This window comes from Microbacterium shaanxiense (assembly GCF_054779995.1).
On record NZ_BAAGXE010000005.1, the window covers coordinates 47,924 to 63,736 of the forward strand.

Sequence of the window (15,813 nt, forward strand, 5' to 3'; positions counted from 1 at the left end):
CGTGCGCTGCGCCGAATCGACGCTCGCCCGCGCTAGGCGGACGTGCCCGGTGCCGTGAGCGTCAGCAGCGTCGCCTCCGGGCGGCACGCGAAGCGCACCGGCGCGTAGATCGAATGCCCGCAGCCGGCGCTGACGTTCAGAGGGATGCTGCGGCCACCGTGCGTCCAGGTGCTGAGCCCCTTCGCCTGCTTCAGCGGGATGTCGCAGTTCGCGACGAGAGTGCCGAAGCCGGGGAGGCAGACCTGGCCGCCGTGGGTGTGCCCGCCGAAGATCGCCTGCGCGCCGAGGTCGGTGAACGAGTTGAGCACGCGCTGGTACGGGGCGTGGGTGACCCCCAGCAGGGGAGTGCCGGCATCGCGGGCGCCGAGTGCGGCGATGGCCGCCGGCACCGCATCGAGGTCGTCCCAGTCGCGGTGCGCATCGTCGACGCCGAACAGGTCGATGTCGGCACCGCCGACCCGCAAGCGTGCGGCCGCGTTGTTCAGATCGGTCCAGCCGAGCTCGTCGGTGAAGTACGCGTCGAGCGCATCCGTGTCGAGGTGCTCTGGCTCCCGATGCCGCTGCGAAGGTCCGGAGAAGTAGCGCAGAGGGTTGCGCGGCGACGGACCGAACACGTCGTTGGAGCCGTGCACGAACACGCCGGGGATGCCGGCGAAGGCGTCGAAAGCGCGGCGGATGCCCTGCAGGCCGTCACGGTGCCCGAGATTGTCACCGGTGTTGACGACGAGGTCGGGCTCCAGCTCGGCGAGCGATGACAGCCAGTCCTGCTTGCGTCGTTGCCAGGGTGCCATGTGCGCATCCGAGACGTGCAGGACCCGGATCGGTCGCGAGCCGGCTGGGAGCGCCTCGGCCGAGGCTTCGCGAACCGTGAAGAGGTGGCGTTCGATGCCGATGCCCCACACCGCGCAGGCAGCACCGACGGCCCCCACCGCGCTGAGCGCGATGAGGGCCGGGTGTGCGGAGCGGGAGCCTGTTACGAGCACTTGACTGTCACGGCAGTCGACTTCTTCGTGGCGGTTCCGGCCGCAGGGGTGGTGCTCGTCACCGTCTTCTTGTCGTCGTCGCCGGCGGAGCATGAGGCATGCGGACTGACGGTGGTGAACCCGGCGGCCTTCAGCGCCTCCACGGCATCCGCGAGCTTGCTTCCGGACACGTCGGGCACTGTCGCGCCCTGTCCGTTGCTCGGCGAGATCGTGACGGTCGTGCCGCTGGAGACCTGGCCGGCACCGGGGTCCTGCTTGGCGATGATGCCCTTGGCGGCGTCGCTGTCGACCTCGGGCCCGACGGACACCGAGAATCCTGCGTTCTCGAGGGTCGCGGTCGCATCCGCCACGCTCTGCCCGACGACGCTCGGCAGATCGACCAGTATGCGGCGGGACAGATTGGGGTCGGGCTCGGGGAAGCGGTCTCCGCCGCCGAGGACCTGATTGGCCGTGTACTGCATGTCACGGGCGACGTCGTACCGGATGTCCTGCAGGCGGTTGTCGTTGTACCACTCGTTCCAGATGTTCGCGGTGCCCTCTGTACGGCCGATGTACACGGCTGTCGTGGCCTTCGTGCTGGACTCGATCATCATCGTCGCGTAGGTCTGGTGCGACCCGGTCTTTCCGATGAGGGGAGTGCCGTCGTAGGGGTTGGCGTTCTGACCGGTGCCGCCGGAATCCATGACGCCCTGCAGTGCATACGCCGCGGTCGCCGCGACTTCGGGGCTGATCACCTGAGAGCAGCTGGTCGCCGGAATCGGCAGCTCCTCGCCCTTCTGGTTGACGACCCTATCGATCGACTTCGGCTCGCAGAACACGCCCTTGTTCGCGACCGTCGCGTAGGCGCCGGCCATGTCGAGCGGAGCGATGGGCTTGTCGCCGAGAACGTTGTACGGATAATTGGCGTCCGTCGTCTTCGCAGTGTCGCGGGTGTCGATGTCGTACGTCGTGACCCCCATGCGGTCGGCCACGGCGTTGATGTCGCAGATCTCGAGTTTCGAGGCCATCGCGAAGTATCCCGAGTTCAACGAGTCCCTCGTGAACTGCATCGGCGTGCCGGTGTAACCGCCGGCGTTGTCGAAGTTGCCGACATCACTCGTGTCGAGGGGGCTCGTCTCCCCGTCGCACACGTTCATGTCCAGCGCCTGGTGACGGCCGTTGAGTGATTCTCTGACGGAATGCCCGGTCTCGAGCCAGTTGATCAGAGTGAACAGCTTGTAGGACGAGCCGACCGGGAATCCTGCCGAACCGCCATGTGCATAGTCCGCGGCGTACACGAGGCTCGAGTATTGCTGATCCTCGGTCGGGGTCTCCTGGAACGTGGTGTTCTGGGTCATCGCGAGAACGCGACCCGTCGCAGGTTCGATCGTTACGCCGGCGCCTCCGAAGTGCTGGTTGTCGTAGTTGGCCGGCACGCGGTCCTTGAGAGCGGTGACGGCGGGGTCCTGGATGCGCAGATCCAGCGAGGTGTAGATCTCCAGGCCGTCGCGCTGCAGCGCCTTCACGCGCTCGGCGTAGGTATCACCGAAGGTCGTATCGCTGAGCACCACCGTCTTGACGTACTGGCAGAAGTACGCGTTGTTACCCGCAGCCGCGCATCCCTGCGCAGGGGGGTTGAGAGCGGGGGTGATCGGCGTCTCGATCGCCTCGGTGTGCTGCGCCTCGGTGATCTTGCCGTCTTCGTACATGCGGTTGATGACGTAGTCGCGGCGGACCTTCGTCAGCTCGTAACCGTCTGCCTCGCCATTGACCGGGTTGCCGTCCGCGTCGGTGGCGGAGCCGCCGATCTTGTCGATACGGTACCGGTTCGGGTTCTGCACGATGCCGGCGAGCGTCGCCGCCTGTGCAACTGTCAGGTTCGATGCACTCGTATTGAAGTAGTACTTCGACGCGGCCTCGATGCCGTAGACGGTTCCGCCGAAGCTGGCGATGTTCAGATACCCGAGAAGGATCTCGTTCTTTGAGTAGTCCTTCTCGATCTGGATGGCATAGCGCATCTCCTGCAGCTTGCGCTCGATGCCGTCCGTGCCCACGGCATTGGTGGCATCGAGCCAGCACTGCGCGGTCTTGTCGGAATAGTTCTCGTCGCCGGGCAGCACCTTCTGCTCGCACTGCTGCACGAGCACGTTCTTCACGTACTGCTGGCTGATCGTCGACGCGCCCCGCGACGAGGTGCCGCGGAGGTTGTCGATCAGTGCCTTCGCCGTCGCGCCGAGGTTGACCCCGCCGTGCTCGTAGTAGCCCTTGTCCTCACTGGAGAGGATGGCGTCGTACATGATGGGCGAGATCTGATCGAAGTTGACCTGCGTGCGGTTCTGGTCGAAGAACGTCGCCATCTGCACCGGCTTGCCGTCGTGACCGATCGCATAGAACGTGCTCGGCTCCATCGGCGCGTCCGGCTTCAGATACGAAGGCAGCTTGTCGAACAGATCGAGGGCTTGGGATCCGGCGGCACCGGCGACGGCGAGTGCGGGCGTGACCGTCGCGGTCACCAGGATCCCGGCGACAGCGCTGAGCCCGATCAGACCGAGAAGTCCACCGAGCACGCCTTTCGCCGTGCGATTCTTCTGAGGCATACGCTAGATCGTAGGGGAGTTCCCTGAATACCGCCTTTGACGATCGGGCTTGTCGACCGTCTCTGACCGCAGGAGTGCCATGACCACGTGGGAGTACCTCACCACCCCGTTGCTGATCCACAACACCGCCGCGATCCTCAACAACTGGGGCAAGCAGGGCTGGGAACTCGTCCAGGTCGTCCAGGGGCCGGAGGGGGGCCTCGTGGCCTACTTCAAGCGGCCGGTGTCGCAGGACGGATCCAACAGTGCAGGACTCGCGGCCGCTGAGCAGGCCGCACGTCAGTTCGAAGGGGACGCCCAGTGAGCCTCGAGGCGCGCCTGAGCGAGCTCGGTATCGATCTGCCGGAGGTCGCTGCTCCCGTCGCGGCGTACGTCCCCGCCGTCGTGCACGGCGGCCTCGTCTACACCTCCGGGCAGCTGCCGTTCGCAGCAGGTGCACTCCCCGCGACCGGCAAGGTCGGCACTGAGGTGACGGCGGACGACGCCAAGGCGTACGCGCGCACCTGCGCGCTGAACGCGCTCGCCGCCGCGGCCGCCGCCGCAGGCGGACTGGAGAAGATCGGCGGAGTGCTGCGCGTCGGCGGCTTCGTCGCATCCGATCCTGCCTTCACCGGCCAGCCCGGCGTGATCAACGGTGCGAGCGAGGTGCTCGGCGAGATCTTCGGCGACTCAGGGCAGCACGCCCGTGCAGCTGTCGGTGTCTCGGTTCTGCCGCTCGACAGCCCCGTCGAGGTGGAGGTCACCTTCATCCTCGCCTGAAGGCGATGAGAAAGGTCCCCGCGCCCGATGGGCGTGGGGACCTTTCTCATGGATCCGGTTACTTGACCTGCGCCGAGATGATGCTCATCACCGCGGTGTCGGCCAATGTCGTGGTGTCTCCGACCTCACGGCCCTCTGCGACATCGCGCAGCAGGCGGCGCATGATCTTTCCGGAGCGGGTCTTGGGCAGTTCGCCGACGATGTAGACGTCGCGCGGCCGCGCGATCGCGCCGATCTGCTCGCCGACCCATTGGCGCAGCTGCGTCGCGAGCCCCGCCGCGTCATGAGCGGACAGGTAGCTCTCCTTGATGATCACGAAGGCGACCACGGCCTGGCCGGTGGTCTCATCCGACGCGCCGACAACTGCGGCCTCCGCCGTGGCCTCGTGCGCCACGAGCGACGATTCGATCTCGGCGGTCGACAGGCGATGGCCAGAGACGTTCATCACATCGTCGACGCGTCCGAGCAGCCACAGATCGCCGTCCTCGTCGAGGCGCGCGCCATCTCCGGCGAAGTAGTAGCCCTGCTTCTCGAACTTCTCCCAGTACGTCTCCTTGTACCGTTCCGGATCGCCCCAGATGCCGCGCAGCATGCTCGGCCACGGCTCCGTGATCACGAGCAGACCGCCCTTGCCGTTGCCGACCTCTTCGCCGGATTCGTCGACCACATCGATCGTGATGCCGGGCAGGGGCACCTGCGCAGAGCCCGGCTTGGTCGCCGTCACACCGGGCAGCGGCGACACCATGATCGCCCCGGTCTCGGTCTGCCACCACGTGTCGACGATCGGGGTGTCGCCCCCGCCGATCACCTCCCGGTACCACATCCACGCTTCGGGGTTGATGGGCTCACCCACCGATCCGAGCAGACGGATGGAGGACAGATCGAACTTCTTGGGAACGCTGCGCCCGATCTTCATGAACGAGCGGATCGCGGTCGGCGCCGTGTAGAAGATCGTCACGCCGTACTTCTCGATGATCTCCCACCAGCGTCCGGGATGCGGCGCATCCGGTGTGCCCTCGTAGAGCACCTGCGTGGCGCCGTTGGCCAACGGGCCGTAGGCGACGTAGGTGTGACCGGTGACCCAGCCGATGTCGGCCGTGCACCAGAACACGTCGGACTCCGGCTTCAGATCGAACACGTTCTTATGGGTGTAGGCCGCCTGGGTGAGGTATCCGCCCGAGGTGTGCAGGATGCCCTTCGGCTTCCCGGTGGTGCCGGAGGTGTACAGGATGAACAGCGGATTCTCGGCGGGGAACGCCTGAGCGTCGTGCTCGGCGGACGCCGCGGGCACGGCATCGTGCCACCACACGTCGCGGCCCTCGACCCAGTCCACGTCGTTCTCGCCGCGCTTGACGACGAGGACGTGCTCGACGGTCTGCTGCACGCCGTCTCCTCGATCGCTGAGGGCCTGATCGACAGCGGGCTTGAGCGCCGACACGCGGCCCTTGCGATAGCCGCCGTCGGCGGTGATGACGACCTTGGCCCCGGCATCGTCGATGCGTGAGCGGAGGCTGTCGGCGCTGAAACCGCCGAAGACGACGGAGTGGACGGCACCGAGGCGCGCGACGGCGAGCATCGACGCGACGGCCTCGGGGATCATCGGGAGGTAGATCGCGACACGATCTCCCGGCCCGACTCCGAATCCGGACAGCACGTTCGCGACGCGCTTGACCTCATCGGTCAGTTCGGCGTACGTGATGCGTCGTGAATCGCCTGGCTCGCCCTCCCAGAGGATCGCGACGCGGTCGCCGTTGCCCTCCTCGACGTGGCGATCGAGGCAGTTGTAGGCGACGTTGAGCTCGCCGTCGTCGAACCACTTGGCGAAAGGCGGAGTCGACCAGTCGAGGACACGTGTGAAGGGCTTGTGCCAGTGGATGAGCTCGCGGGCCTGATCGCCCCAGAACGCCTCCCGGTCGGTCGCTGCACGGTCGTATATCTCCGGCTGAGCGACGGCGGCGGCGGCGAAATCCTCGGACGGCGGGAACCTGCGGGTCTCGTCGAGGAGATGATCGATCTGGCTGCTCATGGCATGCGCTCCTTTGCGGCGGGACGAGGTCGTGCAGAGCGCACGACCGTGACACGGTGAATCTAGTCTGCGCCTGTTCCGGTCAATACTGCCGAAAGTCGGTAACCACGTGGGTTTTGTGAGGACGGCTGCCATGCGTACACTCGACGACAGCCGCAATTTGATTCGGCCTCGGCGTGCCCGTTCTCCCCGGACCGGCACGCCTCTGGGCGGCATCCCATTCCCCCCGTGAGGTGCCGCCCTTCTCCGTGTCTGCAGTCGTTCTGCACCGCAGGGGCCACGCGACGGATTCCGCACAGCACGTGCGATAGCCGCGTGTGCGCGATCGCGGCGGCGCATAACGTCGGGGCATGCCACAGCCGTTCATCATCCAGCCGCGCGATGCGGCGCCCGTGTCGGTCGGCGGACGTGCCGTCCCCGTCGATCTGGACGCCGCGTTCGGGCCGCTCGCTGAGCACTGCGACGATCCCCGGGTGACGGATGTCTTCGTGAACGGCACGGACGGATTGTTCGTCGACCGCGGCGACGGCGCAGAGCGGGTGGCCGGATGGGCGGCATCAGAGCGGGAAGTGCGCGACCTCGCCGTCGCGCTGATCGGAGCGGGCGGCCGTCACCTGGATGACCAGTCGCCCTGTGTCGATGTGCGGTTGGCGTCCGGAATCCGCGTGCACGCGGTGCTCGCGCCGGTGTCCGCTTCCGGTACCGCGGTGTCGGTGCGCATCCCCAGGGTGCGGGCGGCCGATCTCGACGCGCTGGCGGCACTGGGAGCGTTCGACGCGTCGCAGCAGGCCTGGCTGGAGCAGCTGGTCGCGGATCGCGCGAACATCCTCATCACCGGAGGCACCGGAACCGGCAAGACGACCCTGCTGACCGCGCTGCTGCACAGCGTTCCAGCGGCCGAGCGCATCGTCACGATCGAGGATGTCGCAGAACTGCGCCCTGCGCATCCGCACCACGTGGCGCTCGAGGCGCGACAGGCCAATCTGGAGGGAGCCGGCTCCATCACCCTAGCGCGTCTCGTGCGCGAGTCGCTGCGGATGCGGCCCGACCGGCTCGTGGTGGGCGAGTGCCGCGGCGAGGAGGTGCGGGAGCTCCTCTCGGCGCTGAACACGGGACATGACGGCGGCGCGGGAACCCTCCACGCCAGCGGGCTCGTCGATGTGCCGGCGCGCTTGGAGGCGCTCGGTGCACTGGCCGGGATGGATGCCACAGCCCTGGCGCGGCAGGCCGTCAGTGCATTCACGATCGTGGTGCATCTCGCCCGTGGGAGTGACGGTGTGCGCCGCATCGCGAAGGTCGGACGATTTCTGCTGCGCGCGGATCGGCTGGACATCGAGGAGGTGCGGCCGTGGTGAGGCTCGCGTCGATGGGCGCTCTGCGAACGGCGCGACGGTCGGATGCCGGTGCCGAGGAGGCGGCGGTGGCAGTGCGCACCCTCGCCGTCCTGCTGCAGGCGGGTGCCGTTCCTCTCAATGCCTGGCGTCACCTCGCCGATTCCGGTGATGCGCACGCGGAGAGCGTGGTCGAGCGCTGCGATGACGGTGCCGCGCTCGTGGACGCGATCGAGGCCGAGGGCGGCGCGTGGGCGGACGTCGCCGCGGCGTGGGATGTCGCGACGACCGTGGGGGCTCCCCTCGCCGAAGTGCTCAGATCGCTCGCGGAGACGATGCGCGATGCGGCCGCTGCGGCCGACGACGTGCGCATCGCGCTCGCAGAGCCGGCGGGCACGGCGCGACTGCTCCTGTGGATGCCGCTCGCCGGACTCCTGCTCGGATTCGCCCTCGGCTTCGACACGGTCGGCGTGCTGTTCACCAACCCCATCGGCATCGCGTGCCTGATCGGCGGATCACTGCTCGTGCTCGGTGCGCGCCTCTGGACGAGACGCCTGCTGCGACGGGCGCAGCCGGATCAGCGGACACCGGGCATGCACGCAGAGCTCATGTCGGTCGCTCTGTCGGGCGGTGCCTCGATCGAGCGCTCCCTGCGGCTCGTCGACGACAGCCCCGCGCGCGACCGCATCAGCGGCGAGCACACCAGGGGCGTGCTCGAACTGTCGCGTGCGGCGGGCGTGCCGGCGGGAGAGCTGCTGAGAGCAGCGGCCGCCCAGGAGCGCCATGATGCACGCATACACGGCCGGCTGCGCGCGGCCAAGCTCTCGTCGCAGCTGCTCATACCGCTCGGCGTCTGCACGCTGCCCGCCTTCCTGCTGCTCGGCGTCGCGCCGCTGATGCTCTCCGTCATGTCATCGACCCCGCTGCCGATCTGACGGCAGCACAACAGAAAGAAGGAACATCATGAACTCCATCCCGACCCTCACCAGGCGCCGTGCTGCGTCGCTCTTCACCGATGAATCCGGGGCCGCCACGGCGGAGTACGCCATCACGACGATGGCGGCGGTCGCCTTCGCCGGGCTGCTGGTCGTCATCATGCGCTCGGATGAGGTGCGCGGCATCCTCACGGACCTCGTGCGCCGTGCGCTCACGGTCTCGTAGACAGCGACAGGGCTCGAGCGAGCGATGAGCATCTCATGAGGATGAAGACCGACTCCGAGCGGGGATCGGTCGCCGCCGAGCTGGCGATCACGCTCCCGGCGGTGGTGCTCGCACTGCTGCTGGGAGCGGGCGCGCTCGGTGCCGCCGCACGGCAGGTTTCCCTGCAGGATGCTGTCGCAGACGCGGCACGTCTGCTCGGGCGCGGCGAGAGCGCGGCGATCGCGCACGCCGCCGTGACGGCATCCGTCGACGACGCACGCGTGTCGAGCGAGCTGCGCGGCGACCTCAGCTGCGTGAGCGCCCGCGTGGACGCGGTGATCGGACGCGTGATCCACATCCCGCTCACGGCGTCGAGCTGCGCCCTCAGCGGGGGGCTCTGATGGCGGGCAGCGCCCTGGCCGCCGGTGTGCTGGCCGTTGCGGCTTCACTGTCCCTCGGCCTGGCGGCGGTCGGCGGCGCATCGGTCACGGCGCAGCGCGTCGCCGGCGCGGCGGATGCTGCCGCGCTCGCGGCCGCCGACGCGTCATCCGGCGCGATCGTCACCGGCGAGGAGCCCTGCGCCCTCGCGGCGAGGGTGGCGGCGGCATCGGGAGCGACCCTGGTGTCGTGCCTGTTGGAAGGCCCGGTGGCGACCGTGCAGGTCGAGGCGGCGTACGCTGGTCTTGCTGCCGTCTCCCGCGCCCGTGCCGGGCCACCCGAGGGATTCTGACGGTTCCACCCACGGCTCCGCTGTGAATGCACCACGACAGTGGTGTGTATGGTGTGCTTCGAAGAAAGGACGCACCCTTGGCTGAAGGCAAGAAGCTCGTCATCGTCGAGTCTCCGACGAAGATGAGGTCGATTCAGGGGTACCTCGGCGACGACTACGAGGTGCTCAGCTCTGTCGGCCATATCCGCGACCTCGCTGACAAGAAGGACATCCCCGCCGCCGACAAGGCCGCGTACGGGAAGTACTCGATCGACATCGACAACGGCTTCGATCCGTATTACGTCGTGTCGGATCGCAAGACGAAGACCGTCGCCGAACTCAAGCGCGCGCTCAAGAACGCCGGCGAGCTCCTGCTCGCCACTGATGAGGACCGCGAAGGCGAGGCGATCGCCTGGCACCTGCTGGAGACGCTGAAGCCGAAGGTGCCCGTCAAGCGCATGGTGTTCCACGAGATCACCAAGGACGCCATCCAGGCCGCCGTCGGCAACACCCGCGAGCTCGACCTCGCGCTCGTCGACGCGCAGGAGACCCGTCGCATCCTCGATCGTCTGTACGGGTGGGATGTCTCGCCCGTGCTCTGGTACAAGGTCAAGACCGGCCTCTCCGCTGGGCGCGTGCAGTCCGCCGCCACGCGCATGATCGTCGAGCGCGAGCGCGAGCGCATGGCGTTCGTCTCCGCCGACTACTGGGACGTCGAGGCATCCGCCTCCGCCACCGGAACCGCATTCAAGGTGCGCCTGGTGCGCGTCGACGGCGGCCAGCTCGCCCGAGGCACGGACTTCGACGACAACGGAAAGCTCAAGAAGGCCGTCGTCGTCCTCGACGAGAAGAGGGCGCTGACCCTCGCGCACGCTGTCGACGCCGCAGGCGCAGGCACCGTCACCAAGGTCGAGGCCAAGCCGGGCACGCGCAGCCCGTACGCCCCCTTCACCACCTCCACGCTGCAGCAGGAGGCAGGACGCAAGCTCTCGATGAGCGCGAAGCAGGCGATGAGCGTCGCCCAGCGCCTCTACGAGAAGGGCTTCATCACCTATATGCGAACGGACTCCGTCGCCCTGAGCACCCAGGCGGTGCAGGCGGCACGGAGCCAGGCCGTCGCGCTGTACGGAGACAAGGCCGTCCCCCTCAAGCCCCGCGTGTACAAGTCCAAGAGCAGGAACGCGCAGGAGGCCCACGAGGCGATCCGTCCGTCTGGCGAGAACTTCCGCAAGCCCGCATCCGTCTCCGGCGAACTCGACCGCGAAGAGCTGCGCCTCTACGACCTGATCTGGAAGCGCACCGTCGCGAGCCAGATGGCCGACGCGAAGTACGAGACGACCACCGTGACGCTGGCCGTGCAGGCCGCCGGCGAGGTCGCCGAGTTCACGGCATCCGGCACCGTATACACCTTCAAGGGCTTCCTCGAGGCCTATGAAGAGGGCAAGGACGAGAAGCGGGGCGACGCCGACGCGGACTCGAACCAGTCGCTTCCCGCCGTCGCCGTCGGCGATGAGCTGGGCATGTCGGATGCTGAGGCGAAGGGGCACAAGACCACCCCGAAGCCGCGCTACACCGAGGCATCGCTGGTCAAGGCGCTCGAGGAGCACGGCATCGGACGCCCCTCGACGTTCGCCAGCATCATCGGCACGGTGATCGATCGCGGCTACGCCACCAAGCGCGGCCAGGCACTCGTGCCGACCTGGATGGCGTTCAGCGTCGTGCGGCTGCTCGAGGAGCACTTCGCAGATCTGATCGACTACGACTTCACGGCAGCGCTCGAGGATGACCTCGACGCGATCGCCCGTGGCGAGCAGAAGCGCGTCGAATGGTTGAAGTCGTTCTACTTCGGCACCGAGGCGCAGGTCGGTCTGCGGCAGGTCGTCGACAACCTCGGCGAGATCGACGCCCGCGCGCTCAACTCCACGCCGATCACCGACACCGCCACGCTGCGTTTCGGCAAGTACGGCCCGTACCTCGAGGTCATCGACCCTGCGAAGCCCGAAGAGCGCGGACGCATCGTCAACGTTCCTGAGGACCTCGCGCCCGATGAACTGACCGCGGCCAAGGCGCAGGAGCTCATCGATGCTCCGGTGGCCGGCGACCGTGTGCTGGGGGAGAACCCCGAGAACGGTCGGGTCATCGTCGTCAAGGACGGCCGATACGGCCCCTACGTGCAGGAGAACCTGCCGGAGGAGGACGTCGCGGTCGACGAGGCCACCGGTGAAGTCGTCGACAAGCCCAAGAAGAAGACTGCGAAGAAGGATGCGCCGAAGCCGCGCACGTCCTCGCTCTTCCGGTCGATGTCCGTGGAGGACATCGACCTCGACACCGCGCTGACGCTGCTGAGCCTGCCGCGCGTCGTCGGCAACGATCCGGAGACCGGTGACGAGATCACCGCGCAGAACGGCCGCTACGGCCCGTACCTGAAGAAGGGCACGGACTCGCGTTCGCTCGAGAGCGAACAGCAGATCTTCGATGTGACCCTGGATCAGGCACTCGCGATCTATGCGCAGCCGAAGTACGGTGCGGGGTCGCGCCGGGCGTCCAGTGCGCTCGCCGAGTTCGAGGCCGATCCCGTCAGCGGCAAGCCGATCCGCATCCGCGATGGACGCTTCGGCGCTTATGTCACCGATGGCGAGACGAACGTCACGATCCCTCGCGGGCAGAAGCCCGAGGACATCACATTCGAGATCGCCGTGCAGATGCTCGCCGACAAGCGCGCCAAGGGCCCCGCTCCCAAGCGGGGTGCCAAGAAACCGGCAGCGAAGAAGCCAGCGGCGAAGACCGACGATGAGAAGGCCGCTGCGCGTTCGGCTGCGGCGAAGAAGGCCGCTGCCACCCGAGCCGCGAACGCGGCGAAGAAGAAGTAGGCGCTGGTGGGTGCACGCTCAGGGGTGTGGATCACTCTCGAGGGCGGTGACGGCTCGGGGAAGACGACCCAGGCCGAGCTGCTGGAGAAGTGGCTGACCGATGCCGGGCACACGGTGCTGCGCACGCGCGAGCCAGGGGGAAGCGAGGTCGGTCAGCTGATCCGCGACATCGTGCTGCACCACCGCGGCGACATCGCGCCGCGCGCAGAGGCACTGCTGTACGCGGCCGACCGCGCGCATCATGTCGCGACGGTCGTGCGGCCGGCGCTCGAGCGCGGCGAGATCGTGCTGCAGGATCGCTACCTGGACTCCTCCGTCGCCTACCAGGGTGCAGGACGAGTGCTCGATCCGACCGAGGTGCGCGACCTGTCGCTGTGGGGAACCGAGGGCGCACTGCCCGACCTGACGCTGCTGCTCGATCTCGACCCTGCGACGGCCAGGACCCGCCTCGACTCGGCCGACAAGCCGTTCGATCGGCTGGAATCCGAGAAGTCCGCATTCCACATCCGCGTGCGCGAGGCGTTCCTCGCACTCGCCGCCGAGGAGCCGGAGCGCTTCTTCATCGTCGATGCCGCGCGGGATCCTGAGGGCATCGCCGCGGACATCCGCGCGCGCGTCGCCGCTCTCGTCTGAGCACCGGCCGCGCGTCGCGTCCGATGCTCCGGTTAGGCTGAGTCCATGCCATCCGCGCCCACGCTCGCCCCGTTCCCGTGGACGGATGTGTGGGGGCAGGACGACGCGGTCGAGGCGCTGCGCACCGCCGCATCCGATCCCTCGGCCCTCTCGCATGCGTGGCTGATCACCGGACCTCCGGGGTCCGGTCGCTCGACTCTCGCCTACGCGTTCGCGGCCGCGCTCATCGCTGACGGTCCCGACGACGAGAACACGATGCGGCAGGTGCTCGCCGGCACGCATCCCGACGTCACGGCGCTGCGCACCGACAAGGTCATAATCACGATCAAAGAGGCGAGGTCGTTGGTCGAGCGCTCGTACTTCGCGCCTTCGGCCGGCCGCTACCGCGTGATCGTCGTGGAAGACGCCGACCGCATGGTTGAGCGCACGTCGAACGTGCTGCTGAAGGCTCTCGAGGAGCCGCCCGAGAACACGGTCTGGATCCTCTGCGCACCGAGCGAGGCCGATCTGCTGCCCACCATCCGCTCGCGCGTGCGGCCGCTGCGGCTGCGCGAACCCGATGTCGACGACGTCACGCGGCTGATCGTGCAGCGCACAGGTGCTGATGAGGTCACCGCAGAACAGGCGGCGCGGCACTCCCAGCGCCACATCGGCATGGCGCAGCGTCTCGCCACCGACGACGATGCCCGCCGCAGGCGCGACAGTACGCTGCGCTCGGTGCTCGGCGTGCGCGGTGTCGGCAGCGCCGTGGAGGTGGCGGGGCAGATCATCCAAGCGGCGACCGATGATGCGAAGGCGCTGACCGCTGAACGCGACGCCGCAGAGCGCGCGAGCCTGCTGCGCACCGTCGGCGTCGCCGAGGGACAGGCGGTTCCGCCTGCGCTGCGCTCGCAGATCTCGGCACTGGAGGACGACCAGAAGAAGCGTGCGACGCGCAGCCTGCGCGACGGCATCGACCGTGTGCTCACCGATCTGCAGTCGATGTTCCGAGACGTCGTGATGCTGCAGTACGGCAGGGGAGACGATCTCATCAACCGGGAACTGCGTGACGATCTCAGCGCGATGGCTCAGGCATGGCCGGTGACACGTACGCTGGTTGTTCTCGATCATCTTGCCGAGACCAGGGAGGCTCTGGAGCGCAATGTCGCTCCGACGCTCGCCCTGGAGAGTTTGCTCGTGACGGTCGCGAGCGGGAGGAAACCGTGAAGACTCGACAGACTTCTCGCGCGCGACGCCTGGTCGCGATCACCGCAGGTCTCGCCGCGGCATCCATGATGCTCAGCGGATGCCTGTACTCGATCATCCCTGAGGGGGAAGAGCCCAGGCCGTCCAGGACGAACGCACCCGACACCGAGGGCGTCGCGGCCGAGCTGCTGCCGTTCTACGAGCAGACGCTCGAGTGGACGCAGTGCGACGGGGGAGCGGCAGGCTTCGACTGCGCGTACGTCACGGCGCCGCTGGATTGGGAGAACCCTTCGGGCGAGGGCACGATGGAGCTCTCGGTCGTGCGCCACCAGGCCACGGGCACGCCGATGGGCTCGCTGCTCACCAACCCCGGCGGGCCGGGCGGCAGCGGCGTCGACTTCATCCTCGACAGCCTCGATTACGCCGTCGGCGCCGATCTGATCGAGAACTACGACGTGATCGGGTTCGACCCGCGCGGCGTCGGCGACTCCACCGCCGTGCAGTGCTTCGATGCCGCCGACATGGACAAGTACCTCTACGAGATCCCCACCGCCGCGCGCGGCACGGATGCGTGGGAGGCGGAGCTCACCAAGGCCGACCAGGCGTTCGCCGATGCATGCGAGGCGAACAGCGGCGGCATCCTGCCCCACATCACGACCGTGAACTCTGCACGTGACATGGATCTGATCCGCGCGGTGCTCGGCGACAAGCAGTTGAACTTCCTGGGTTACTCCTACGGAACGTTCCTCGGCGCGACCTACGCCGAGCTGTACCCCGAGAAGGCGGGCAGGCTGGTCCTCGACGGCGCGATCGACCCCGCCGTTCCCGGCCTCGAGGTCGGCGCGACCCAGGCCATCGGATTCGAAGCGGCGCTGCGCGCCTACATGCAGGACTGCCTCGACTCGGGGTCGTGCCCGTTCAACGGCACGGTGGACGAGGCCATGGCAGACCTCGGCGCACTGCTCGCGAGCGTCGACCGCACGCCCCTGAAGAACGATGACGGCCGGATGCTCGGCGCGGACTCGCTGATGACGGGCATCATCGCCGCCCTCTACTCCCAGGACAGCTGGGAGTTCCTGACCCAGGCGCTCGATGAGGCACTGCAGGGCGATCCGTACAGCGCGTTCTACCTCGCCGACTTCTACAACGAACGTGAAGACGGCGTCTACCTCTCGAATTCCAGCGAGGCGTTCACGGCGTACAACTGCATGGACTACCCGCTCGAGAACGATCAGGCCGCGGAGGACGCCACGATGGCGAAGATCGAAGCCGCTGCGCCGACGATCGCACCGTACTGGAGCGGCCCCGACACGTGCGAGGTGTGGCCGTATCCGCCCACCGGCACGCGCGGCGAGATCCACGCCGAAGGCGCGGGCCCGATCCTCGTCGTCGGCACGACGAACGATCCGGCCACTCCCTACGAGTGGTCCGTCGCACTCGCAGAACAGCTCGAAGCGGGCGTGCTCATCACCCGCGTCGGCGAGGGCCACACCGGGTACAACAAGGGCAACATCTGCGTCGACGAGGCGGTCGAGGCCTACTTCCTCGACGACGCCGTGCCGGAGGCCGACCTCGAATGCAGCTGATCTGACCGGGCCAGG

The 15,813-nt window shown here is 67.9% G+C and carries 14 protein-coding genes; 11 read left to right on the top strand and 3 right to left on the bottom strand.

Going from position 1 to position 15,813, the window contains the following annotated elements; all coding sequences use genetic code 11:
• Positions 1 to 32: 32 nt before the first annotated feature.
• On the bottom strand, positions 33 to 983 hold the full coding sequence (locus ACYVG2_RS16520) for a metallophosphoesterase (RefSeq protein WP_460781996.1): 951 nt from the start codon (positions 981 to 983) through the stop codon (positions 33 to 35).
• Entirely contained in the window at positions 974 to 3,559 is a 2,586-nt protein-coding gene (locus ACYVG2_RS16525) for a transglycosylase domain-containing protein (protein WP_460781997.1), read from the bottom strand. The genes ACYVG2_RS16520 and ACYVG2_RS16525 overlap by 10 nt, the downstream gene beginning before the upstream one ends.
• 79 nt (positions 3,560 to 3,638) lie before the next feature.
• Here ACYVG2_RS16525 and ACYVG2_RS16530 point away from each other — a divergent pair, with 79 nt between their 5' ends.
• Both ACYVG2_RS16530 and ACYVG2_RS16535 read left to right on the top strand, forming a co-directional pair.
• Entirely contained in the window at positions 3,639 to 3,863 is a 225-nt protein-coding gene (locus tag ACYVG2_RS16530) for a DUF4177 domain-containing protein (RefSeq protein ID WP_460781998.1), read from the top strand.
• The gene (locus tag ACYVG2_RS16535; protein WP_460782000.1) at positions 3,860 to 4,318 is read left to right on the top strand and encodes a RidA family protein; all 459 of its coding nucleotides are present in this window, start codon (positions 3,860 to 3,862) and stop codon (positions 4,316 to 4,318) included. The genes ACYVG2_RS16530 and ACYVG2_RS16535 overlap by 4 nt, the downstream gene beginning before the upstream one ends.
• Positions 4,319 to 4,376: 58 nt before the next feature.
• Here ACYVG2_RS16535 and acs read toward each other — a convergent pair whose 3' ends face one another.
• Entirely contained in the window at positions 4,377 to 6,344 is a 1,968-nt protein-coding gene (gene acs, locus ACYVG2_RS16540; RefSeq protein WP_460782001.1) for an acetate--CoA ligase, read from the bottom strand.
• 350 nt (positions 6,345 to 6,694) lie between these two features.
• On the opposite strand from acs, the gene ACYVG2_RS16545 reads away from it, so the two are divergent.
• From ACYVG2_RS16545 to ACYVG2_RS16585, 9 genes are all read left to right on the top strand, one after another.
• Positions 6,695 to 7,699 (top strand): TadA family conjugal transfer-associated ATPase, encoded by a 1,005-nt coding sequence (locus ACYVG2_RS16545; protein ID WP_460782002.1) that lies wholly within the window; start codon positions 6,695 to 6,697, stop codon positions 7,697 to 7,699.
• Positions 7,700 to 7,710: 11 nt separating this feature from the next.
• On the top strand, positions 7,711 to 8,610 hold the full coding sequence (locus ACYVG2_RS16550) for a type II secretion system F family protein (protein ID WP_460782003.1): 900 nt from the start codon (positions 7,711 to 7,713) through the stop codon (positions 8,608 to 8,610).
• Positions 8,611 to 8,638: 28 nt separating this feature from the next.
• Complete coding sequence (locus ACYVG2_RS16555) at positions 8,639 to 8,836, top strand: DUF4244 domain-containing protein (RefSeq protein ID WP_259063896.1); 198 nt, start codon at positions 8,639 to 8,641, stop codon at positions 8,834 to 8,836.
• Between the two features lie 35 nt (positions 8,837 to 8,871).
• Positions 8,872 to 9,216 carry a TadE family type IV pilus minor pilin gene (locus ACYVG2_RS16560; RefSeq protein WP_460782005.1) on the top strand — a complete coding sequence of 115 codons (345 nt, stop codon included), beginning with the start codon at positions 8,872 to 8,874 and terminating at the stop codon, positions 9,214 to 9,216.
• Positions 9,216 to 9,545 (top strand): Rv3654c family TadE-like protein, encoded by a 330-nt coding sequence (locus ACYVG2_RS16565; RefSeq protein WP_448967446.1) that lies wholly within the window; start codon positions 9,216 to 9,218, stop codon positions 9,543 to 9,545. Before ACYVG2_RS16560 ends, ACYVG2_RS16565 begins: the two co-directional genes overlap by 1 nt.
• A gap of 77 nt (positions 9,546 to 9,622) precedes the next feature.
• On the top strand, positions 9,623 to 12,394 hold the full coding sequence (gene topA, locus ACYVG2_RS16570) for a type I DNA topoisomerase (protein WP_460782006.1): 2,772 nt from the start codon (positions 9,623 to 9,625) through the stop codon (positions 12,392 to 12,394).
• Between the two features lie 6 nt (positions 12,395 to 12,400).
• Positions 12,401 to 13,027 carry a dTMP kinase gene (gene tmk, locus ACYVG2_RS16575; RefSeq protein WP_448967448.1) on the top strand — a complete coding sequence of 209 codons (627 nt, stop codon included), beginning with the start codon at positions 12,401 to 12,403 and terminating at the stop codon, positions 13,025 to 13,027.
• 45 nt (positions 13,028 to 13,072) lie between these two features.
• Entirely contained in the window at positions 13,073 to 14,233 is a 1,161-nt protein-coding gene (locus ACYVG2_RS16580; RefSeq protein ID WP_448967449.1) for a DNA polymerase III subunit delta', read from the top strand.
• Positions 14,230 to 15,798 (top strand): alpha/beta hydrolase, encoded by a 1,569-nt coding sequence (locus ACYVG2_RS16585; protein ID WP_460782008.1) that lies wholly within the window; start codon positions 14,230 to 14,232, stop codon positions 15,796 to 15,798. Before ACYVG2_RS16580 ends, ACYVG2_RS16585 begins: the two co-directional genes overlap by 4 nt.
• The last annotated feature ends 15 nt before the right edge of the window (positions 15,799 to 15,813 follow it).